We start from the raw sequence: 16929 nt of genomic DNA on the forward strand, positions 1-16929 counted from the left end.
ATTATGCCTCCTCGCGCGGGCGCACAGTGCGCTGTTCGATGCGTTTTTCGTGCTCACCCTTGATGATGCGATGCACATAGATGCCGGGCAGGTGGATGCTGTCGGGGTCCAGGCTGCCGGTCGGCACGATTTCCTCAACCTCAACCACACAGACCTTGCCGCAGGTGGCGGCGGGCACGTTGAAGTTACGGGCGGTTTTGCGGAACACCAGGTTGCCGGTCTCATCCGCTTTCCACGCTTTTACGATGGCGAGGTCAGCAAAGATGCCCTCTTCCATGATGTAATCTTCCATCGCACCGTTTTCGCCGGTTGGGAATTGCTTCTCCAGCTTGCCTTCTGCGATCACAGTGCCGACGCCGGTCTTGGTGAAGAAACCGGGGATGCCCGCGCCGCCGGCACGCATGCGTTCGGCCAGGGTGCCCTGCGGGTTAAACTCCAGCTCCAACTCACCCGAGAGGTACTGGCGCATAAATTCGGCGTTTTCGCCCACGTAGGACGAGATCATCTTTTTGACCTGTTTGGTCTGCAGCAAGATGCCGATGCCGAAATCATCAACGCCTGCGTTGTTGGAGGCAAAGGTCAGATCTTTGGTGCCAGCTTCTTTGATGGCGTCCAGCAGCAGTTCGGGGATGCCACAGAGGCCAAAGCCGCCAGCGGCAATGAACATGCCGTCATGTAGCAGCCCGTCCAGGGCCGCAGCGGCGTTCGGATAGACTTTTTTCATGGAAAGCTCCCTGTTTCAGGTATGGCCCGGTTGTGACGCTGCGGCACGGGTGAGTCAATCGTCTGACCCCCGGAGGCGTATTACTACGGATGGGCCGTAGCAGGGGCTGGACCCATCCGCTGGGGATCATTGGGGCAGGGCCTCTTGGCTATATTGTGCGGCATAGGCGGCCGAGGGCGGGATCGGGGTGATGATGTCGATCAAGATGCCATTTGGATCAGCGGTGATGAAATGGCGCTGACCGAAGTCTTCATCAATGAGGGGTTTCAGCACGGGCAGGCCGGCATCCACCAGGCGGCTGTATTCCGCTGCTGCATCCTCAACCTCAAAATTCAGGATCACCCCGGCGGAGGCCCCACGGCCGGGCAGGGGGATGGTGTCATGCTGGCCGTCCAGAATAGCCAGATTGACGGTTGGGTCCGCTTTGGATTGCAAATGGACATACCAGTCTGAGGTGAATGCAGGCTCAAAGCCAAAGTGGTCCTGATAGAAGGCGGTGGTTGCGGTGACATCATTGGTTTGGATGACGGGATAATATTGGGTGGTTTTCATTTTGTTGCATCTCCAAAAATAAAACATACAGTGTGTATGTAGGTCAAAAATAAACATACAGGCTGCATGTATGCAAAAAAAGAAATCGATCCCCAACGCTGATCGGCGCGCCATGATGCGCGCACGGTTGATCGCGGAGGCGCGTAACCTCTTTGTTGAAAAGGGCTATGCGGAAACATCAACGCCGGAAATTGTTCGGGCGGCGGAGGTGACGCGCGGCGCGCTTTATCACCATTTTGCCGATAAGGCGGACCTGTTCCGGGCTGTGGTGCAACAGGAAGCGGCCACTTTGGCGGCGGAAATCGATCAGGGCGCGGTGGCGGATTCGGGCGATCCCCTGACCTCGGGCAGCCGGGCGTTTTTTGCCAGCATGGCCAAAGAGGGCCGGGCGCGCCTGTTGCTGATCGAAGGCCCCGCGGTACTTGGCCTTGCCGAAATGGCCGAGATTGACGCGGGCGGTGGACGCCAGAGTTTGATGCTGGGCCTGCAACAGGCCCGTCCCGATTTGGCCGAGGCAGAGCTGCAGGCGCTGTCTGATGTGTTGTCGGCGGCCTTTGATCGTGCCGCACTTGCGGTGTCTCAGGGGCAGAGCGAGTCACCCTATCTGGCGGCAATGGAACAGGTGATGGCCAGTTTGATGGCGCCCAGCGGATAAGAGCCGACCGCAAAAATTTCACCCAAACCGTGAACCTTTTCGCCCCCACCGCGCACCTTATAGCAGGAACAACGAAATGGTGATGTGATGATCGGCAAGCGCCGCGCCTATGAAGAACTGCTGGTGGTTGAAGCCCGCACTGGGGATCGCTCAGCGATCGAGGCTTTGGTGCGGTTGCGTGGCCCACGGTTGCTGGTCCATGCCACGCGACTGTTGGGCGACCGCGATCAGGCGCAGGATGCCGTGCAGGAGGCTTGGGTTGAAATCCTGCGTGGCCTGCCGGGGCTGCGTGCGGCGGCGGCCTTTCCCGCCTGGTCCACGCAGATCGTCACACGGCGCTGCGTCCGGATCATCAAGGGCTTGCAAAAAGGCCGGGCGCTGGCGGCGGAATTGACGCCGCTGATAGAGACCGAACAGCCTGAACCCGACGATGAGGCGGCTAGGCTGCGCTGGGCGATTGATCAATTGCCGGCCGAACAGGCGGCGACCATCGCGTTGTTTTATTTGGAAGATATGCGCCTGACGGAGGTGGCGATTGCCCTCGACATCCCCCAAGGCACGGTGAAATCGCGTCTGTCCAAGGCGCGGGGCGCACTGCGCGCCCTTTTAGAAGGAGAAGGTGATGACCACGAAATCCACTGACGAAATGGACAAGCTGATCGCAGCCGCGCTGAGCGCACAGGACCGCGATATCCTGCATAACACCGAAGAGCTGGGCTATTTCCAGCAGTTCGGCGGCAAGCTGGGATGGGTCACTTGGGTGATCATGTTGATCCAGATCGCGCTGTTTCTGGCAGGCGTTTGGTGTGCCGTGCAATTCTTTGGCGCCAGCGATCTGCTGCTGGTGGTGAAATACGGGATCAGCGGTGCTGTGTTGCTGCTGATGTCGCTGATCATGAAGATGAGCCTTTGGCCGCAGATGCAAGCAGATCGGGTGATCCGTGAGGTGAAGCGGCTGCAACTGCTGCTGGCCAGCCATCAGTGAGGTTAGGGCGGGCCCCGGCCCCTAGAGCAAATGAAAAAGGCGGGTCGCTCTGACCCGCCTTTACCTTATTCGTCGGCCTTCTTCGTGGCTTTCTTGGCCGGGGCCTTCTTTTTGGTGGTGGTCTTCTTGGCGGTGGTTTTCTTCGCCGCCGCTTTTTTCTTGGCCGGCTTCTTCTTGGAAGCCTTTTCGTTCACCAACTCAACAGCCTGTTCGATGGTGATGTCCTTCGGCTCCACATCTTTGGGCAGGGTCGCATTGACCTTTTCCCACTTGATATAGGGGCCATAGCGGCCTTCCATCACGCTCATCTTGCCGCCATCGGGGTGATCGCCCAACTCACGCAAGGCCTTGGCTGCGGCGGCCCCACGCCGACCGGGGTTAGCGCGTTTTTCGGCCAGCATTTCAACCGCGTGGTTCATGCCGATCTCGAACATTTCTTCCCATGTTTTCATGTTCACATAGGTCGGTTTCTCGGCATCCGGCAGTTTGTGCATGATGTAGGGGCCAAACCGGCCGAGGTTGGCGCTGATGCGCCCGCCTTCGGGGTGATCACCTATGTTGCGCGGCAGGCTGAGGAGTTTCAGCGCCTGTTCCAGCGTGGTGTCCGCCTTAGGCCAGCCGCCATGGCGGGTTTGCGGCAAAGAGGCACGTTTGGGTTTCTTGTTCTCAGGCGTGGGTTCCCCGCGCTGGACATAGGGCCCATAACGGCCATCTTTCAGCCAGATCTCATCCTCACCGTCGGTGCCCAAAAGCTTCTCTTCACCCTCAGCGCCTTCGCCTGCAATCGGGCGGGTGTAGGTGCATTCAGGATAGTTGCCACAGCCGACAAAACCGCCCGTGCGCGAGGTTTTCAGGTGTAGCTGGCCGTTGCCACATTTCGGGCAGACCCGCGGGTCAGAGCCGTCTTCGCGTGGCGGGTAGAGCTGCGGCGCCAGCGCATCGTCCAGCACATCCAGAACTTCGGTGATCCGCAGCTCGGTTGTTTCCGAAATCGCGACCGAGAAATCGCGCCAGAACCGATCCAATACATTCTTATAGTCACGCTCCCCGGCGGAGACGTCATCCAGCTGTTCCTCCAACTGGGCGGTGAAGTCATAGCCGACGTATTTGCGGAAGAAGTTCAGAAGAAAGATCGTTACGATCCGACCTTTATCTTCAGGAAACAGGCGGTTCTTGTCCTTGCGGACATACTCACGCTCCTGAATGGTGCCCAGCACAGATGCATAGGTTGAGGGGCGGCCGATGCCCAGCTCTTCCATCTTTTTCACCAATGTCGCTTCAGTGTAGCGCGGCGGTGGCTGGGTGAAGTGCTGTTCCGGCGAGACCGAGCGTTTGTCCGCCTTTTCGCCCTGCATGATCTGCGGCAGGCGCTTGTCATCCTCATCCGCTGCGGCGACGTCATCGCGGCCTTCTTCGTAGACACGCATGAAGCCATCAAAAAGCACCACCTGACCGGTGGCGCGCAGCACGACCTGACCATCATCGCTGCCGATGTCGACGGTGGTGCGTTCCAACCGTGCGCCGGCCATCTGGCAGGCCAGGGTCCGCTTCCAGATCAGATCGTAAAGCTTGCGCTGATCCGCCTCCAACTTGGCCAGTTGGCCCGCGTCCACCGACATATCCGTGGGGCGGATACATTCGTGGGCCTCCTGCGCGTTCTTGGCTTTGTTCTTATAAATCCGCGGGCTGTCCGGCACATAGTTGTCACCGTAGCGGGTGGCGATTTCATTGCGCGCCATGGTCACGGCTTCGGGCGCCATGTCGATCCCATCGGTCCGCATATAGGTGATGTAGCCTGCCTCATAGAGGCGCTGCGCCGCGTTCATACACTGGCGTGCGCCCATGCCGAATTTACGGCTGGCTTCCTGCTGCAGGGTCGAGGTCATGAAAGGCGCCGACGGATTGCGGCTGCCGGGTTTGGCTTCCACCGATTGAACCGCGAGGTCACGGCTGCTGATCGCCTGCACCGCCAGTTCGGCCTGTGTTTCATTGCTGATCGAAAACTTGTCGAGCTTGTCGCCGCCCAGAACCGTCAGGCGGGCCTCATATTCCTGCCCACGCGGGCTGGCCAGCATCGCTTTGACCGACCAGTATTCCTGCGGATTGAACGCTTCGATTTCCATCTCACGCTCAACAATCAGACGCAGACAGACAGACTGCACCCGGCCTGCCGAACGCGCACCCGGTAGTTTGCGCCACAGAACCGGCGACAGTTTGAAGCCCACCAGATAGTCCAGCGCGCGGCGGGCCAGATAGGCTTCAACCAGATCGGTATCGACCTGACGCGGGTTTTGCATCGCCTCGGTGACGGCTGCCTTGGTGATGGCGTTAAAGACCACGCGGCTGACCGGCGTGTCCTTTTTCACCGCACGGCGTTTGCGCAGCGCCTCTTCCAGGTGCCAGGAAATCGCTTCCCCTTCGCGATCGGGGTCGGTCGCGAGGATCAGTTCGTTGTCGTCTTTCAGCGCATCGGCGATGGCTTTGACATGTTTGCGCGAGTCGTTGCCGACCTCCCAGGTCATGGCAAATTCATTGTCAGTATCGACAGAGCCGTCTTTGGGAGGCAGATCGCGTACGTGTCCGTAAGAGGCTAGAACCGTGTAATCCGAGCCAAGATACTTGTTAATTGTCTTGGCTTTGGCCGGCGATTCTACAACAACGACTGGCATTTTATGGATGGACCTCTTTGGGGAAATACACGGGCGCTCTATGGCGGCGCAAAATGCGGGCTGCAAGAGGGGATTGTCAATTGTTCTATTTGCCGTAAGCATCAACGCGAAATTTTAACAATAGTTCGCCCATTGGGAGAGGCAAATATGAAGACTTGGATCGCTGCCGCATTTATGGCTCTGGCATCTTTGGTAACAGTGACTGAGGCGACAGCCCAAAGCTGGTATGAACCGCAACGCGGCACGCAGGAGCGGCGCGATCTGATGGATGCGATCCGCCCCCATGCCTGGTGGAAGCTGGGCGCGCCGGTTCAGTTTGTTGTCAAAGACTTGCGTGTTTCTGGCGACCGCGCCTTTGCCTGGCTGAAACCGCAGCGCCCGGGTGGCGGTCAGATCGATCCGTCGCAGACGCCGGCGGCCCAGCGGGATCCTTACTTTGCCGAGGATATGTGGGACGTTGAGCTGCAGGCCATTTTGTGGAAGTCCGGCAATGTCTGGGTGGTTGTGGATCACACGGTCGGTGCAACCGAGGCCTGGTGGAGCGCGCCGGAGTTCTGTCAGGGCTGGTACAACGTGATTCGCGATTACTGCGGTAATTGATCGGTTTCACGCCGGTCACACCTCTTGCGGTGTCGCGGCCCGGTCCGGTGCGCTGAGCCGCGCCAGCAGACCGCCAGGCTGGCGCTGTACCTCGCCAGCCATTTCCAGATCTGTCAGGGCAGGCAGCACGGCCTGCGCCGGCGCGGCCAGATCGCGGATCAACTGATCCTCTGCCAAGGGGGTGGGGCCAAGCCGATTGAGGATCTGCTGATGCAGCGCGGCGGTCTCCTGCAGGCTACGCTTTGGCGCGGGCTTTTCCAGCGGCAATGCGGGCTCCGCAGTTTCGGCGGTGGCCTCTGGCGGCAGCGCCTCCAGTACATCTGCACCGTTTCTAACCAGTCGCGCGCCATCGCGGATCAACATATTGCAGCCGCCAGACCGCGCATCAAAGGGATGTCCGGGCACTGCCAGCACTTCACGCCCCTGATCCAGCGCGGTGCGGGCGGTGATCAGGCTACCGGACCGGCCTGCCGCCTCCACCACCACCAAGGCTTTCGCGAGGCCTGAAATGATGCGATTACGGCGGGGGAAATCGCGGGCTTTGGGTTGGAACCCAAACGGGCGTTCGCTGAGCAGTAACCCCTGTTGCCGGATGTTTTGGTAGAGGCCGGTGTTTTCGCTGGGGTAGATCACATCCGCCCCGCCAGCCAGAACCGCCAAGGTGCCATGTGACAACGCCGCACTATGAGCGGCGGCGTCGATGCCCCGCGCCAGACCAGACACGACAATATATCCGGCCTCCGCCAATTCGGCGGAGAGCCCCCGTGCCATGCGCAGCCCGAGGGAGGAGGCATTGCGTGCACCGACAAGTCCGATCATCGGCTTGGACAAAACAGAAAGGTTGCCAAGCGCCCAGAGGATTGGCGGAGCATCTGAGGTTTCTGCCAGATCACGGGGATAATCATCGCTGCCCATGCAGATCATATGTGCCCCTTGCGCGCGGCCAAGGGCCAGTTCATCGCGGGCCCGGGCTGCTTCATAGGGGCGGTAGTCTTTCACACCTGCCGCCTTGGCGACCTCGGGCAGGGCGGCAAGTGCGGCACCAGCGCTGCCGTGTTCCGCCATCAAGCGGTAGAAGGTCGAAGGCCCCACCCGATAAGAACGCAAGAGGCGAAGCCACAACACCCGGTCATCTTCCGAGGTGGGTGGGAGTAGGGGGTGGGTGGAAGGATGTTTGGGCTCCATCGTTATGCCTCCGCCAGCTTGCGCTGACAGTGGTAAGGTCAACTGGTTAACAGCAGGTAAAACGACAGCGCATTTGAGGAAAATTGCAACGATTGTTGCAAAACCTTTGCCCCAATGAATAAGGGCGGCACCTTCGTACCGCCCCAAATCCTAATTGCTCCGGCGTCTTAGGCGGCAGAGCCGCCAACGGTCAGCCCGCCGATCATCACGGTGGGTTGGCCCACGCCCACAGGCACCCACTGGCCCTGTTTGCCGCAATTGCCCATGCCGGGATCCAGTGCCATGTCATTGCCAAGTGCCCGGATCTGTTTCAGCGCGGTGGCGCCATCGCCGATCAGTGTTGCGCCTTTTACCGGTGCGCCCACCTTGCCGTTTTCGACGCGATACGCCTCGGTGCAGGAGAAGACGAACTTACCGTTGGTGATATCCACCTGACCACCGCCAAAGCCCACGGCGTAGATCCCGTCTTTCAGGTCGGCGACGATATCTTCGGGTTTGGCCGTGCCGCCCAGCATATAGGTGTTGGTCATCCGCGGCATTGGGGCATGGGCGTAGCTTTCGCGCCGTCCGTTGCCGGTTGGGGCGACCCCCATCAGCCGGGCGTTCTGGCGGTCCTGCATATAGCCAACCAGAATACCGTCATCGATCAACACGTTTTTGCCAGAGGGTGTACCCTCATCATCAAAGCTGATCGATCCGCGGCGATCGGGAATTGTGCCGTCATCCAGAACGGTGACGCCGGGCGCTGCGATCCGTTGCCCCATCAGCCCGGCAAAGGCTGAGGATCCTTTGCGGTTGAAGTCACCCTCAAGCCCGTGACCAATTGCCTCATGCAGCAGGATCCCCGGCCAGCCCGGGCCCAAAACCACATCCATCACCCCGGCCGGCGCAGGCACCGCTTCGAGGTTTACGGCGGCGATGCGCAGCGCTTCGCGGGTCTTGGCCTGCCAATCCTCAGCTGCAATCAAACCATCAAGGCCGACGCGCCCACCGCCACCTGCCGAGCCGCTTTCGCGACGCCCGTCCTGTTCCACAATGACCGAGACATTGACGCGGGTCATCGGGCGTACATCACGCAGATGGGTGCCATCGGGGCGCAGGATCTCAATCTCCTGCAAGGAGGCGGCGATGGTGGCAGAAACCTGGACCACCCGCGAATCAAGCTCACGGGCATAAGCATCGATCTCGCGCAGGGTCTCGACCTTTACAGGAAAGGCTGCACCGGCGATCGGGTCCTCATCGGTATAAAGCCGTTTGTTGGTCGGGACAGGGGCATCGGCCAAGGTGCCGCCACCGGATCCCACGGCCAGTTTTGCGGTCTCAGCCGCGCGCTTCATCGCCTGTTCGGTCAGTTCGGTTGAATGGGCGTAGCCTGTCACCTCACCCCGCACCGCCCGCAGGCCAAACCCTTCGGAGGCATCATAGGATGCATTTTTCAGCCGACCGTCGTCAAAGACCAGTGCTTCGGCACGCCGACGCTCCAGAAATATCTCACCATCATCAGCACCATGGGTGGCGTCGCGCAGCACATTTAGCGCCGCCTCTTGGTCGATATTGGTCTCAAAAGGGCGAAAAGGCGCATCGCTCATATCTGTTTTTCCCGTCTTTCCAGTGGATCGGAATTGATCTAAATCAAAAAAAGCGTCCGTTTGCCGCACTGGGATTGTTGTTCTGTCCTCTAGAATATGATTTGTAGCGGCGGCAAAACAACGGGATTCCGTACCGCACGGTTGATCCCGCCCGCACATGAATGAAATAACAGCTCAACCGATCAGGGTGACACATGCGACTTATCACTAGCCTTCTGGCCGCAGCAGCAACCGCAACCGCGGCACCGGCCATTGCCCAGGAAGCCGTCGAAACCATCGGCAAGCCCGCCCCCAAAGGCCTTGGCTTCCAGCCAGCGGCCACCGAACTGGCCCGCGACATTCAGTGGCTGGATAACCTGCTGCTGTGGATCATCACCCTCATCACCTTGTTTGTGGTTGGCCTGGTGGCCATCGTGATCATCCGTCACAACCGCAAAGCCAACCCGACCCCGGCGACCTTTACCCACAACACCGGTATCGAAATCGCTTGGACCATCATCCCGATCTTTATCCTGGTGATCATCGGCGCCTTCTCGCTGCCGGTTCTGTTCAAACAGCAAGAGATCCCGGCCGGTGAAGTCCACATCAAAGTGACCGGCTACCAGTGGTACTGGGGCTATGAGTACACCGATCACGACTTTGCCTTCGATCAGTACATGCTGGGTCAGCCCGCAACGATGACCGAAGCGGATGACGAAGCAGGTGCCGCAGCCTACGTGCTGAACGACGCGATGCGCGCCAAGCTGGTTGATGCCGGCTACAATGAAGACGAATTCCTGCTGGCAACCGACACTCAGGTTGTTGTTCCGGTCAACAAAGTTGTTGTCATGGACGTCACCGGCGCCGACGTGATCCACTCCTGGACCATCCCGGCCTTTGGTGTGAAACAGGACGCCGTACCGGGCCGTATCGCCCAGCTGTGGTTCAAAGCCGAGAAAGAAGGCATCTACTTCGGTCAGTGTTCTGAACTCTGCGGTAAAGACCACGCCTACATGCCGATCACTGTCAAAGTGGTCAGCGAAGAGGCCTATCAGGAATGGCTGAAAGGCGCGATCGAAGAGTATGCCGGCGACATGACCACGCTGCCTGGCTATCAGGTTGCCGCTGCCAACTGATCAAACCCCTGAGGTGGTCCCCACGCCTTTCGTGCGCAGGGACCCCTCTCTGACCCCACCATGTTGCCGCGCCACACTGGGCGCGGTTTTGGAAGGCAAAGAATGAGCGACGCAAGTCTCCATACCCCCACTCAGACCGGTGAAGCCGGATTCGGCGATTACTTTGCGCTGCTGAAGCCGCGCGTGATGTCGCTGGTTGTGTTCACCGCAATGGTCGGCCTGTTGGCGGCGCCCGGTGGCGTGCACCCGTTCATTGCGTTTTGCGCCGTGCTGTTCATCGCGGTTGGCGGTGGCGCTTCTGGTGCGCTGAACATGTGGTGGGATGCTGATATCGACGCGGTGATGAAACGCACCACATCGCGTCCGATCCCGTCGGGCAAGGTTGCCCCGGGGGAGGCGATGGCGATTGGCCTGACGCTTTCGGTGTTTGCTGTGATCATGCTGGGGCTGGCCTCCAACTGGGTCGCCGCGGGCCTGCTGGCCTTCACCATCTTCTTCTATGCTGTCATCTACACCATGTGGCTGAAGCGCTGGACCCCGCAGAATATCGTGATCGGTGGCGCGGCGGGTGCCTTCCCTCCGATGATCGGCTGGGCGGTTGTGACCGGCGGTATCAGCCTGGAATCGGTGCTGATGTTCATGCTGATCTTCATGTGGACCCCACCCCATTTCTGGGCTTTGGCGCTGTTCATGAAGTCCGATTACAAGGAAGCTGGCGTGCCCATGCTGACCGTGACCCACGGCCGCAAGGTGACCCGCGCCCACATCCTTGTCTACACCATCCTGCTGGCGCCTCTGGCCATCGGCACTGGCCTGACCTCAATTGGTGGTCCGATCTACATGGTCACTGCAGTGGTGCTGAACGCGCTGTTCCTGTGGGGTGCCTATAAGATCTGGCGCCGCCCGGAAGAGGCCGCAAAAGCCGACATGTACCGGAGCGAGAAGTCGTTCTTTGGTCTGTCGCTGCTGTACCTTTTCTTGCATTTTGGTGCGATCCTGGCCGAAGCCGCTTTGAAACCCTATGGGCTGGGAGGCTGGTAAGATGAGCTTTGAAAAAGTTGAGCACGAGCTGCACAAGCGCCGTTCCAGCCGCAACATCGGTGTCGGGCTGACCCTGGTGGCCTTCATTGCCATCGTGTTTGGCCTGACCGTGGTGAAGGTGACCCGAGGCGACTTTGAACCGGAAAGCGTTCGCGTTCAGCAGGAGAACGGCTGACAATGGCAATGGACGCAAAAAACAAAACCGTGGTGAAGCTGGTTAGCGTTGTGCTGACCATGGGCGCGCTGGCCTGGGCCTCGGTGCCGTTTTATGACTGGTTCTGCCGTGTCACCGGCTTTGGCGGCACTACGCTTGTTTCCGAAGTGGGCGCGGACGAAGTGCTGGATAAGACCATCAAGATCCGCTTTGACGCCTCAAAAGAGCGCGACATGCCATGGGAGTTCAAACCCGTGCAGCGTGAGATGGAAATCCGCATCGGTGAAACCGGTCTGGCCTTCTATGAGGCTTACAACCCAACCGACAAACCCATCGCGGGTCAGTCCACCTACAACGTCGCGCCCTATGCGGCCGGTGGCTTCTTTACCAAGATTGACTGTTTCTGCTTCACCGAACAGGTGCTGCAGCCTGGGGAACGGGTGCAGATGCCCGTGACCTTCTATGTGGATCCGGAAATTGTTGAGGACAGCGAAGGCAAGTATCTGCATCAGATCACCCTGTCCTACACATTCTACGAAATCGACCTGCCCGAGGAAGAGGCCCGCCAACAGGCGGCGCTTGCGACGGACAGCGAAACAAACCTAAACTAAAAGCCTTCCAACGAGGGAAACGAAATGGCGCACGCTAAAAATCACGATTATCACATTCTGCCACCGTCCACGTTGCCGCTGATGGCTTCGGTCTTCGGCTTCATCATGCTGTTTGGTGCGGTTGTTTGGATGTCTGGCGGCATGCCGCTGTTCTTCGAAACCGTTAACGTTTCGGGCCCCTGGATGTTCCTGATCGGCCTGGTTGGCGTTCTGTACGTCATGTTCGCCTGGTGGGCCGAGGTTGTGCACGAAAGTGAAACTGGCGATCACACCCCTGTAGTAGCCATCGGCCTGCGCTACGGCTTCATTCTGTTCGTGATGTCCGAAGTGATGTTCTTTGCCGCTTGGTTCTGGAGCTTTTTCAAACACGCCATGTACCCGATGGGCCCGGAAAGCCCTGCGGTAGACGGTGTGTGGCCGCCGGCTGGCATCGAGACCTTCGACCCCTGGCACCTGCCGCTGATCAACACGCTGATCCTGCTGTGCTCGGGCTGTGCCGCCACTTGGGCGCACCACGCCATCGCGCATGAGAACAACCGCAAAGACATGATCAACGGCCTGCTGATTGCAGTGGTTCTGGGTCTGATCTTCACCGTATTCCAGGCCTATGAGTACACCCACGCCTCGTTCGGTTTTGCCGGCAACATCTACGGCGCCAACTTCTTCATGGCGACGGGTTTCCACGGCTTCCACGTTGTCGTTGGTACCATCTTCCTGTTCGTCTGCATGCTGCGCGCCATGAAAGGTCACTTCACCCCTGAGCGCCACGTGGGCTTTGAAGCGGCTGCCTGGTACTGGCACTTTGTTGACGTGGTCTGGCTGTTCCTCTTTGCCGCCGTCTACATCTGGGCCGGCTAAGCCGTTTTCCTGATGCGAATGTTTGGACCCCCGCAGATGACTGCGGGGGTTTTCTTTTGCCCGGTGAGCATTGGCAGGCGGGGGAGGTGCGCTGGGGGCGCTGCCCCCAGACCCCCGGAGTATTTTAGGAACGGTGAAAGGGTTTTTGGCCCCCTGGCTTTGATTGTTCATTGCAACTTGCGACCAGACGGGCAAAAACGGGCCAGATGCGCAATTGCGCTTGTTTGAAAGGCTGGCCGTTCTGATGCGCCGTTTGATCCTTCCTTTGATACTGGGGCTTGTCAGCGCTGCGATCCTGATCAGCCTGGGCAATTGGCAGCTGCGCCGTCTGGCGGAGAAAGAGGCCTACCTGGCCGAGGTTGAGGCGCTGATTGGCGCCACCCCGGTCGCCCTGCCTGCGGCGCCGGACCCGACAGCGGATCGGTTTTTGCCTGTCACCGTTTCTGGCCGCTTGAGCGGTGAGACGGTGCGCGTGCTGGTCAGTCACAAGAAGATGGGCGCAGGCTATCGCCTGATCTCCGCGTTGGAGACAGGCGCAGGCCGTCGCATCCTTGCTGACCGTGGTTTCATCCGTGTTGCCGCACCGATGCCGGACCTGCCCGAGGGACCGGTTGAGGTGACGGGCAATCTGCATTGGCCGCAGGAACGGGATGGTTATACACCCGACAATGACCTGAACGAAAACATCTGGTTTGCCCGCGAAGTGCCAGTGCTGGCGGACCATCTGAAAACCGAAGAGGTGATGGTGATTGCACGCGCCACCTCCTTCACCGATCCCGGTGTGACACCCCTGGCTGTTGGCACCGAAGGAATCCCTAACGATCATCTGGAATATGTCGTTACATGGTATGGGCTTGCGGCTGTTTGGCTGGCGATGCTTGGCCTTTTCCTGTGGCGCATGTACAAATCCGCACGCAACCCTCTGAAAGAGACTTGAGCTGTGAAATACGTTTCGACCCGGGGCAAGGCGCCCGTTCTGAATTTCGAAGAAGCCATGCTGACCGGTCTGGCCCGTGACGGTGGCCTGTATCTGCCCGAAACCATCCCAACCATGGATGCGGATGAGATCGCAGCGCTGGCCGGCCAGCCTTATGAAGAGGTCGCGTTCCGGGTGATGAAACCCTACATCGGTGACACGTTCACCGATGCCGAATTCAAAGAGATCATCGCCAAGGCCTATGCCGGTTTCGGCCACGCCGCCCGCGCCCCTATGGTGCAGCTGGGCGACAACCATTTCCTGCTGGAACTGTTCCACGGCCCAACGCTGGCGTTCAAAGACTTCGCCATGCAGCTCATCGGTCAGCTGTTCCAGGCCTCGCTGAAACGCTCGGGCAGCCGGGTGACCATCGCCGGTGCGACCTCGGGCGATACCGGATCCGCAGCCATCGAAGCATTCAAAGGTTTGGATGCAGTGGATGTGTTCATCCTTTACCCGCATGGCCGCGTGTCTGAGGTGCAGCGCCGTCAGATGACCACACCTGTAGAAAGCAATGTACATGCGCTGGCGGTGGATGGTCACTTTGATGACTGTCAGGCCCGTGTGAAGGATATGTTCAACGACTTTGACTTCCGCGATGGCGTCAAACTGGCGGGTGTGAACTCGATCAACTTCGCCCGTGTGCTGGCGCAGGTCGTCTACTACTTCTCCTCAGCCGTCAGCCTTGGCGCGCCGCAGCGCAAGGTCAGCTTCACCGTGCCCACCGGCAACTTCGGTGATATCTTTGCCGGCTATATCGCCAAACAGATGGGTCTGCCGATTGACCGTCTGGTGGTGGCCACCAACCAGAACGACATTCTGCACCGCTGCCTCAGCACCGGCGAATACCGCCCAGATGGGGTGGAGCCGTCGATCAGCCCGTCGATGGATATTCAGGTATCCTCAAACTTTGAGCGCGCGCTTTATTACGCCTACGATCAGGACGGCGGTGCGGTCAGCCAGCTGATGGATGAGTTGCAGGCCGGCGGCTTCACCGTTTCGCAAGGGGCGCTCAGCAAACTGCAGGAGCTGTTTGACAGCGGCAATTGCTCGGAAGCGGAAACCTCTGCCACCATCAAGGATTTCTACGCCACAACAGGTGAGTTGCTGTGCCCGCACAGTGCTGTTGGGGTCAAAGTGGCCGAAGAAAAACGCGATGCCTCGGTGCCGATGATCACCCTGGCCACTGCGCATCCGGCGAAATTCCCCGCCGCTGTGGAAGAGGCGAGCGGGCAACACCCGGCCCTACCTTCGCGTATGGCGGACTTGTATGATCGCGCTGAGCGTGTCACCCGTGTGGGCAACGACCTCAATGCGTTGGAAACCCTGATCAAGGACCGTATCGCCAAGTGACTGTAAAACTGCATAGCCTGCCCAATGGATTCCGGGTGGTCTCGGAGTTGATGCCGGGGCTGCAATCGGCGTCGATTGGCATCTGGGTCCTCGCAGGTGGACGGCATGAACGGCTGGAACAGAACGGCATTGCCCACTTCCTTGAGCATATGGCGTTTAAGGGTACAGAAACCCGCAGCGCGCTGCAGATCGCGGAGGCGATTGAAGATGTGGGCGGCTATCTGAACGCCTATACCTCACGTGAGGTGACCGCCTACTACGCCCGTGTCCTGCAGGATGATGTGCCGCTGGCGCTGGATGTGCTCTCTGACATTGTACTGAACCCAATCTTCGACCCACGAGAGATCGAGGTGGAGCGTGGCGTGATCCTGCAAGAGATTGGTCAGGCTCTGGATACGCCGGACGATGTGATCTTTGACTGGCTGCAGGAACAGGCCTATCCCGGTCAGGCCTTGGGCCGGACCATTTTGGGCCAAACGGAGCGGGTCAGCAGTTTTGGCCGTGAAGACCTTTCGCGCTTTGTGGCGGAACGCTATGGGCCGGGTCAGATGATCCTGGCGGCGGCCGGGGCCGTTGACCATGATGCGCTTGTCAAAGCGGCTGAACGGATCTTTGGCCATCTGCCGGCCCATGACAGCGCGGCCTATGAGATCGCCAAATTCCGCGGTGGCGAACATCGCCAGATCAAGGATCTGGAACAGGCGCATTTCGCGCTTGGTCTGGAAAGCCCGGACTACAGCAGTGACGATATTCACAAGGCACAGATCTACGCAGGTGTGATGGGTGGGGGCATGTCCTCACGCCTGTTCCAGGAGGTGCGTGAGAAACGCGGCCTGTGCTACACCATTTTTGCGCAGGCCGGGGCCTATGCAGACACCGGTATGATGACGCTTTATGCCGGAACCTCGGGGGATCAGCTGGAGGAGCTGTCCACCGTGACGCTGGATGAGATGAAGCGCGCGGCCGAGGATATGACGGAAGAGGAAGTCGCCCGCGCACGGGTGCAGATGAAAGCGGGCATGTTGATGGGGTTGGAGAGCCCATCAAACAGGGCGGAGCGCCTGGCCCGTATGATACAGATCTGGGGGAGGGTGCCCGGGGTGGAGGAGATCGTACAGAAGATCGATGCCGTCACTTTGGGCGACGTGAAGGGATTTGCCGAAACAATGGCCGTATCCGCACCTGCAGCACTGGCGCTTTACGGGCCAGTATCGCAGGCTCCCACATTGGAGGCGATGCAGGAAAGGCGCGCGGCATAGTGTTTGGTGGCAAAAAGCAGGTTCGGATCGAGACCGAGCGGTTGACCCTGCGTCTGCCGCAACACACTGATTTCAAGGCGTGGAGCTCTCTGCGCCGCACGTCCAAGGAATTTCTGAAACCTTGGGAACCTGCCTGGGCCCCGGATCATCTGAGCCGCAAAGCCTTTGCCAACCGCGTGTACTGGGCCGGGCGGGCGTTTAAAAACGAAACCGCCCTGCCTTTGTTCATCGTGCGCCGTGAAGACGAAGAACTGGTGGGCGCCATCACCCTGGACCACATCCGCCGCGGTCCGGCGCAGGCCGGCACCCTGGGCTATTGGATCGGTGAGAAATTTGCCCGTCAGGGCTACATGCGTGAAACCATCGATACGCTGGTTTACCACGCCTTCCACCGTATGGACCTCAGCCGGATTGAGGCTGCTTGCCTGCCGGAAAACAAACCCAGCCGTGATCTGCTGGAAAAATGCGGCTTCAAATATGAGGGCGTGGCGCAGAGCTATCTGGAGATCGATGGCCGGTGGCGCACCCATGTGCTTTATGCCCATATCCGAATGGATCGCCGCGGCCGCACGGAAGGCTGAACTGGGGCCTGACCCGCCACAC

General features: G+C 59.5%; 18 protein-coding genes. 13 read left to right on the forward strand and 5 right to left on the reverse strand.

Annotated elements, in window-relative coordinates; all coding sequences use genetic code 11:
- Position 1: 1 nt before the first annotated feature.
- Both TL5118_RS12175 and TL5118_RS12180 read right to left on the reverse strand, forming a co-directional pair.
- Positions 2–724: a CoA transferase subunit A gene (locus tag TL5118_RS12175; protein WP_058244495.1), complete on the reverse strand. Its 723-nt coding sequence runs from the start codon at positions 722–724 to the stop codon at positions 2–4.
- A gap of 126 nt (positions 725–850) precedes the next feature.
- Positions 851–1276, reverse strand: a complete 426-nt coding sequence (locus TL5118_RS12180) for a VOC family protein (protein WP_058244496.1) — start codon at positions 1274–1276, stop codon at positions 851–853.
- A 70-nt stretch (positions 1277–1346) separates the two neighbouring features.
- Between TL5118_RS12180 and TL5118_RS12185 the strand changes: the two genes are divergently transcribed.
- The 3 genes from TL5118_RS12185 to TL5118_RS12195 all read left to right on the forward strand — a co-directional run bounded on the left by TL5118_RS12185 (position 1347) and on the right by TL5118_RS12195 (position 2916).
- Positions 1347–1931 carry a TetR/AcrR family transcriptional regulator gene (locus TL5118_RS12185; RefSeq protein ID WP_058244497.1) on the forward strand — a complete coding sequence of 195 codons (585 nt, stop codon included), beginning with the start codon at positions 1347–1349 and terminating at the stop codon, positions 1929–1931.
- Between the two features lie 87 nt (positions 1932–2018).
- Positions 2019–2573 carry an RNA polymerase sigma factor gene (locus TL5118_RS12190; protein WP_058244498.1) on the forward strand — a complete coding sequence of 185 codons (555 nt, stop codon included), beginning with the start codon at positions 2019–2021 and terminating at the stop codon, positions 2571–2573.
- Positions 2554–2916, forward strand: a complete 363-nt coding sequence (locus TL5118_RS12195) for a DUF6768 family protein (RefSeq protein ID WP_058244499.1) — start codon at positions 2554–2556, stop codon at positions 2914–2916. The genes TL5118_RS12190 and TL5118_RS12195 overlap by 20 nt, the downstream gene beginning before the upstream one ends.
- A 65-nt stretch (positions 2917–2981) precedes the next feature.
- On the opposite strand, the gene topA is transcribed toward TL5118_RS12195, so the two are convergent.
- Positions 2982–5585, reverse strand: coding sequence for a type I DNA topoisomerase (gene topA, locus TL5118_RS12200; protein WP_058244500.1), 2604 nt, complete (start codon positions 5583–5585; stop codon positions 2982–2984).
- A 147-nt stretch (positions 5586–5732) separates the two neighbouring features.
- Between topA and TL5118_RS12205 the strand changes: the two genes are divergently transcribed.
- On the forward strand, positions 5733–6185 hold the full coding sequence (locus TL5118_RS12205) for a hypothetical protein (protein ID WP_058244501.1): 453 nt from the start codon (positions 5733–5735) through the stop codon (positions 6183–6185).
- Positions 6186–6200: 15 nt separating this feature from the next.
- Here the strand turns inward: TL5118_RS12205 and dprA are convergent, their stop codons facing one another.
- Both dprA and tldD read right to left on the reverse strand, forming a co-directional pair.
- Positions 6201–7370 (reverse strand): DNA-processing protein DprA, encoded by a 1170-nt coding sequence (gene dprA, locus TL5118_RS12210; protein WP_082626360.1) that lies wholly within the window; start codon positions 7368–7370, stop codon positions 6201–6203.
- Between the two features lie 167 nt (positions 7371–7537).
- Positions 7538–8959 (reverse strand): metalloprotease TldD, encoded by a 1422-nt coding sequence (tldD, locus tag TL5118_RS12215; protein WP_058244503.1) that lies wholly within the window; start codon positions 8957–8959, stop codon positions 7538–7540.
- Positions 8960–9153: 194 nt separating this feature from the next.
- Here tldD and coxB point away from each other — a divergent pair, with 194 nt between their 5' ends.
- The 9 genes from coxB to TL5118_RS12260 all read left to right on the forward strand — a co-directional run bounded on the left by coxB (position 9154) and on the right by TL5118_RS12260 (position 16907).
- A complete protein-coding gene (coxB, locus tag TL5118_RS12220; protein WP_058244504.1) occupies positions 9154–10074 on the forward strand; it encodes a cytochrome c oxidase subunit II in 921 nt (306 codons plus the stop codon).
- A 102-nt stretch (positions 10075–10176) separates the two neighbouring features.
- A complete protein-coding gene (cyoE, locus tag TL5118_RS12225; protein ID WP_058244505.1) occupies positions 10177–11115 on the forward strand; it encodes a heme o synthase in 939 nt (312 codons plus the stop codon).
- A 1-nt stretch (position 11116) separates the two neighbouring features.
- Positions 11117–11290 (forward strand): cytochrome c oxidase system small membrane protein, encoded by a 174-nt coding sequence (locus TL5118_RS21395; RefSeq protein ID WP_058244506.1) that lies wholly within the window; start codon positions 11117–11119, stop codon positions 11288–11290.
- Positions 11291–11292: 2 nt separating this feature from the next.
- Positions 11293–11880 carry a cytochrome c oxidase assembly protein gene (locus TL5118_RS12235; protein WP_058244507.1) on the forward strand — a complete coding sequence of 196 codons (588 nt, stop codon included), beginning with the start codon at positions 11293–11295 and terminating at the stop codon, positions 11878–11880.
- A 24-nt stretch (positions 11881–11904) separates the two neighbouring features.
- On the forward strand, positions 11905–12738 hold the full coding sequence (locus tag TL5118_RS12240; protein WP_058244508.1) for a cytochrome c oxidase subunit 3: 834 nt from the start codon (positions 11905–11907) through the stop codon (positions 12736–12738).
- Between the two features lie 244 nt (positions 12739–12982).
- Entirely contained in the window at positions 12983–13675 is a 693-nt protein-coding gene (locus TL5118_RS12245; protein ID WP_058244645.1) for an SURF1 family protein, read from the forward strand.
- A gap of 3 nt (positions 13676–13678) precedes the next feature.
- A complete protein-coding gene (thrC, locus tag TL5118_RS12250) occupies positions 13679–15067 on the forward strand; it encodes a threonine synthase (RefSeq protein WP_058244509.1) in 1389 nt (462 codons plus the stop codon).
- Positions 15064–16326 carry a M16 family metallopeptidase gene (locus TL5118_RS12255; protein WP_058244510.1) on the forward strand — a complete coding sequence of 421 codons (1263 nt, stop codon included), beginning with the start codon at positions 15064–15066 and terminating at the stop codon, positions 16324–16326. The genes thrC and TL5118_RS12255 overlap by 4 nt, the downstream gene beginning before the upstream one ends.
- Complete coding sequence (locus TL5118_RS12260) at positions 16326–16907, forward strand: GNAT family N-acetyltransferase (RefSeq protein WP_058244511.1); 582 nt, start codon at positions 16326–16328, stop codon at positions 16905–16907. The genes TL5118_RS12255 and TL5118_RS12260 overlap by 1 nt, the downstream gene beginning before the upstream one ends.
- The last annotated feature ends 22 nt before the right edge of the window (positions 16908–16929 follow it).

This window comes from Thalassovita autumnalis (assembly GCF_001458255.1).
Lineage (GTDB): Bacteria > Pseudomonadota > Alphaproteobacteria > Rhodobacterales > Rhodobacteraceae > Thalassobius > Thalassobius autumnalis.

What these genes read in the sequence shown, in the direction of transcription:
- TL5118_RS12180 (WP_058244496.1), bottom strand. Translation starts at nt 1,276, where the DNA reads ATGAAAACCACCCAATATTATCCCGTCATCCAAACCAATGATGTCACC.
- TL5118_RS12245 (WP_058244645.1), top strand. Translation starts at nt 12,983, where the DNA reads ATGCGCCGTTTGATCCTTCCTTTGATACTGGGGCTTGTCAGCGCTGCG.
- TL5118_RS21395 (WP_058244506.1), top strand. Translation starts at nt 11,117, where the DNA reads ATGAGCTTTGAAAAAGTTGAGCACGAGCTGCACAAGCGCCGTTCCAGC.
- TL5118_RS12185 (WP_058244497.1), top strand. Translation starts at nt 1,347, where the DNA reads ATGCAAAAAAAGAAATCGATCCCCAACGCTGATCGGCGCGCCATGATG.
- TL5118_RS12175 (WP_058244495.1), bottom strand. Translation starts at nt 724, where the DNA reads ATGAAAAAAGTCTATCCGAACGCCGCTGCGGCCCTGGACGGGCTGCTA.
- coxB (WP_058244504.1), top strand. Translation starts at nt 9,154, where the DNA reads ATGCGACTTATCACTAGCCTTCTGGCCGCAGCAGCAACCGCAACCGCG.
- dprA (WP_082626360.1), bottom strand. Translation starts at nt 7,370, where the DNA reads ATGGAGCCCAAACATCCTTCCACCCACCCCCTACTCCCACCCACCTCG.
- TL5118_RS12190 (WP_058244498.1), top strand. Translation starts at nt 2,019, where the DNA reads ATGATCGGCAAGCGCCGCGCCTATGAAGAACTGCTGGTGGTTGAAGCC.
- tldD (WP_058244503.1), bottom strand. Translation starts at nt 8,959, where the DNA reads ATGAGCGATGCGCCTTTTCGCCCTTTTGAGACCAATATCGACCAAGAG.
- cyoE (WP_058244505.1), top strand. Translation starts at nt 10,177, where the DNA reads ATGAGCGACGCAAGTCTCCATACCCCCACTCAGACCGGTGAAGCCGGA.
- TL5118_RS12195 (WP_058244499.1), top strand. Translation starts at nt 2,554, where the DNA reads ATGACCACGAAATCCACTGACGAAATGGACAAGCTGATCGCAGCCGCG.
- TL5118_RS12205 (WP_058244501.1), top strand. Translation starts at nt 5,733, where the DNA reads ATGAAGACTTGGATCGCTGCCGCATTTATGGCTCTGGCATCTTTGGTA.
- TL5118_RS12240 (WP_058244508.1), top strand. Translation starts at nt 11,905, where the DNA reads ATGGCGCACGCTAAAAATCACGATTATCACATTCTGCCACCGTCCACG.
- topA (WP_058244500.1), bottom strand. Translation starts at nt 5,585, where the DNA reads ATGCCAGTCGTTGTTGTAGAATCGCCGGCCAAAGCCAAGACAATTAAC.
- TL5118_RS12235 (WP_058244507.1), top strand. Translation starts at nt 11,293, where the DNA reads ATGGCAATGGACGCAAAAAACAAAACCGTGGTGAAGCTGGTTAGCGTT.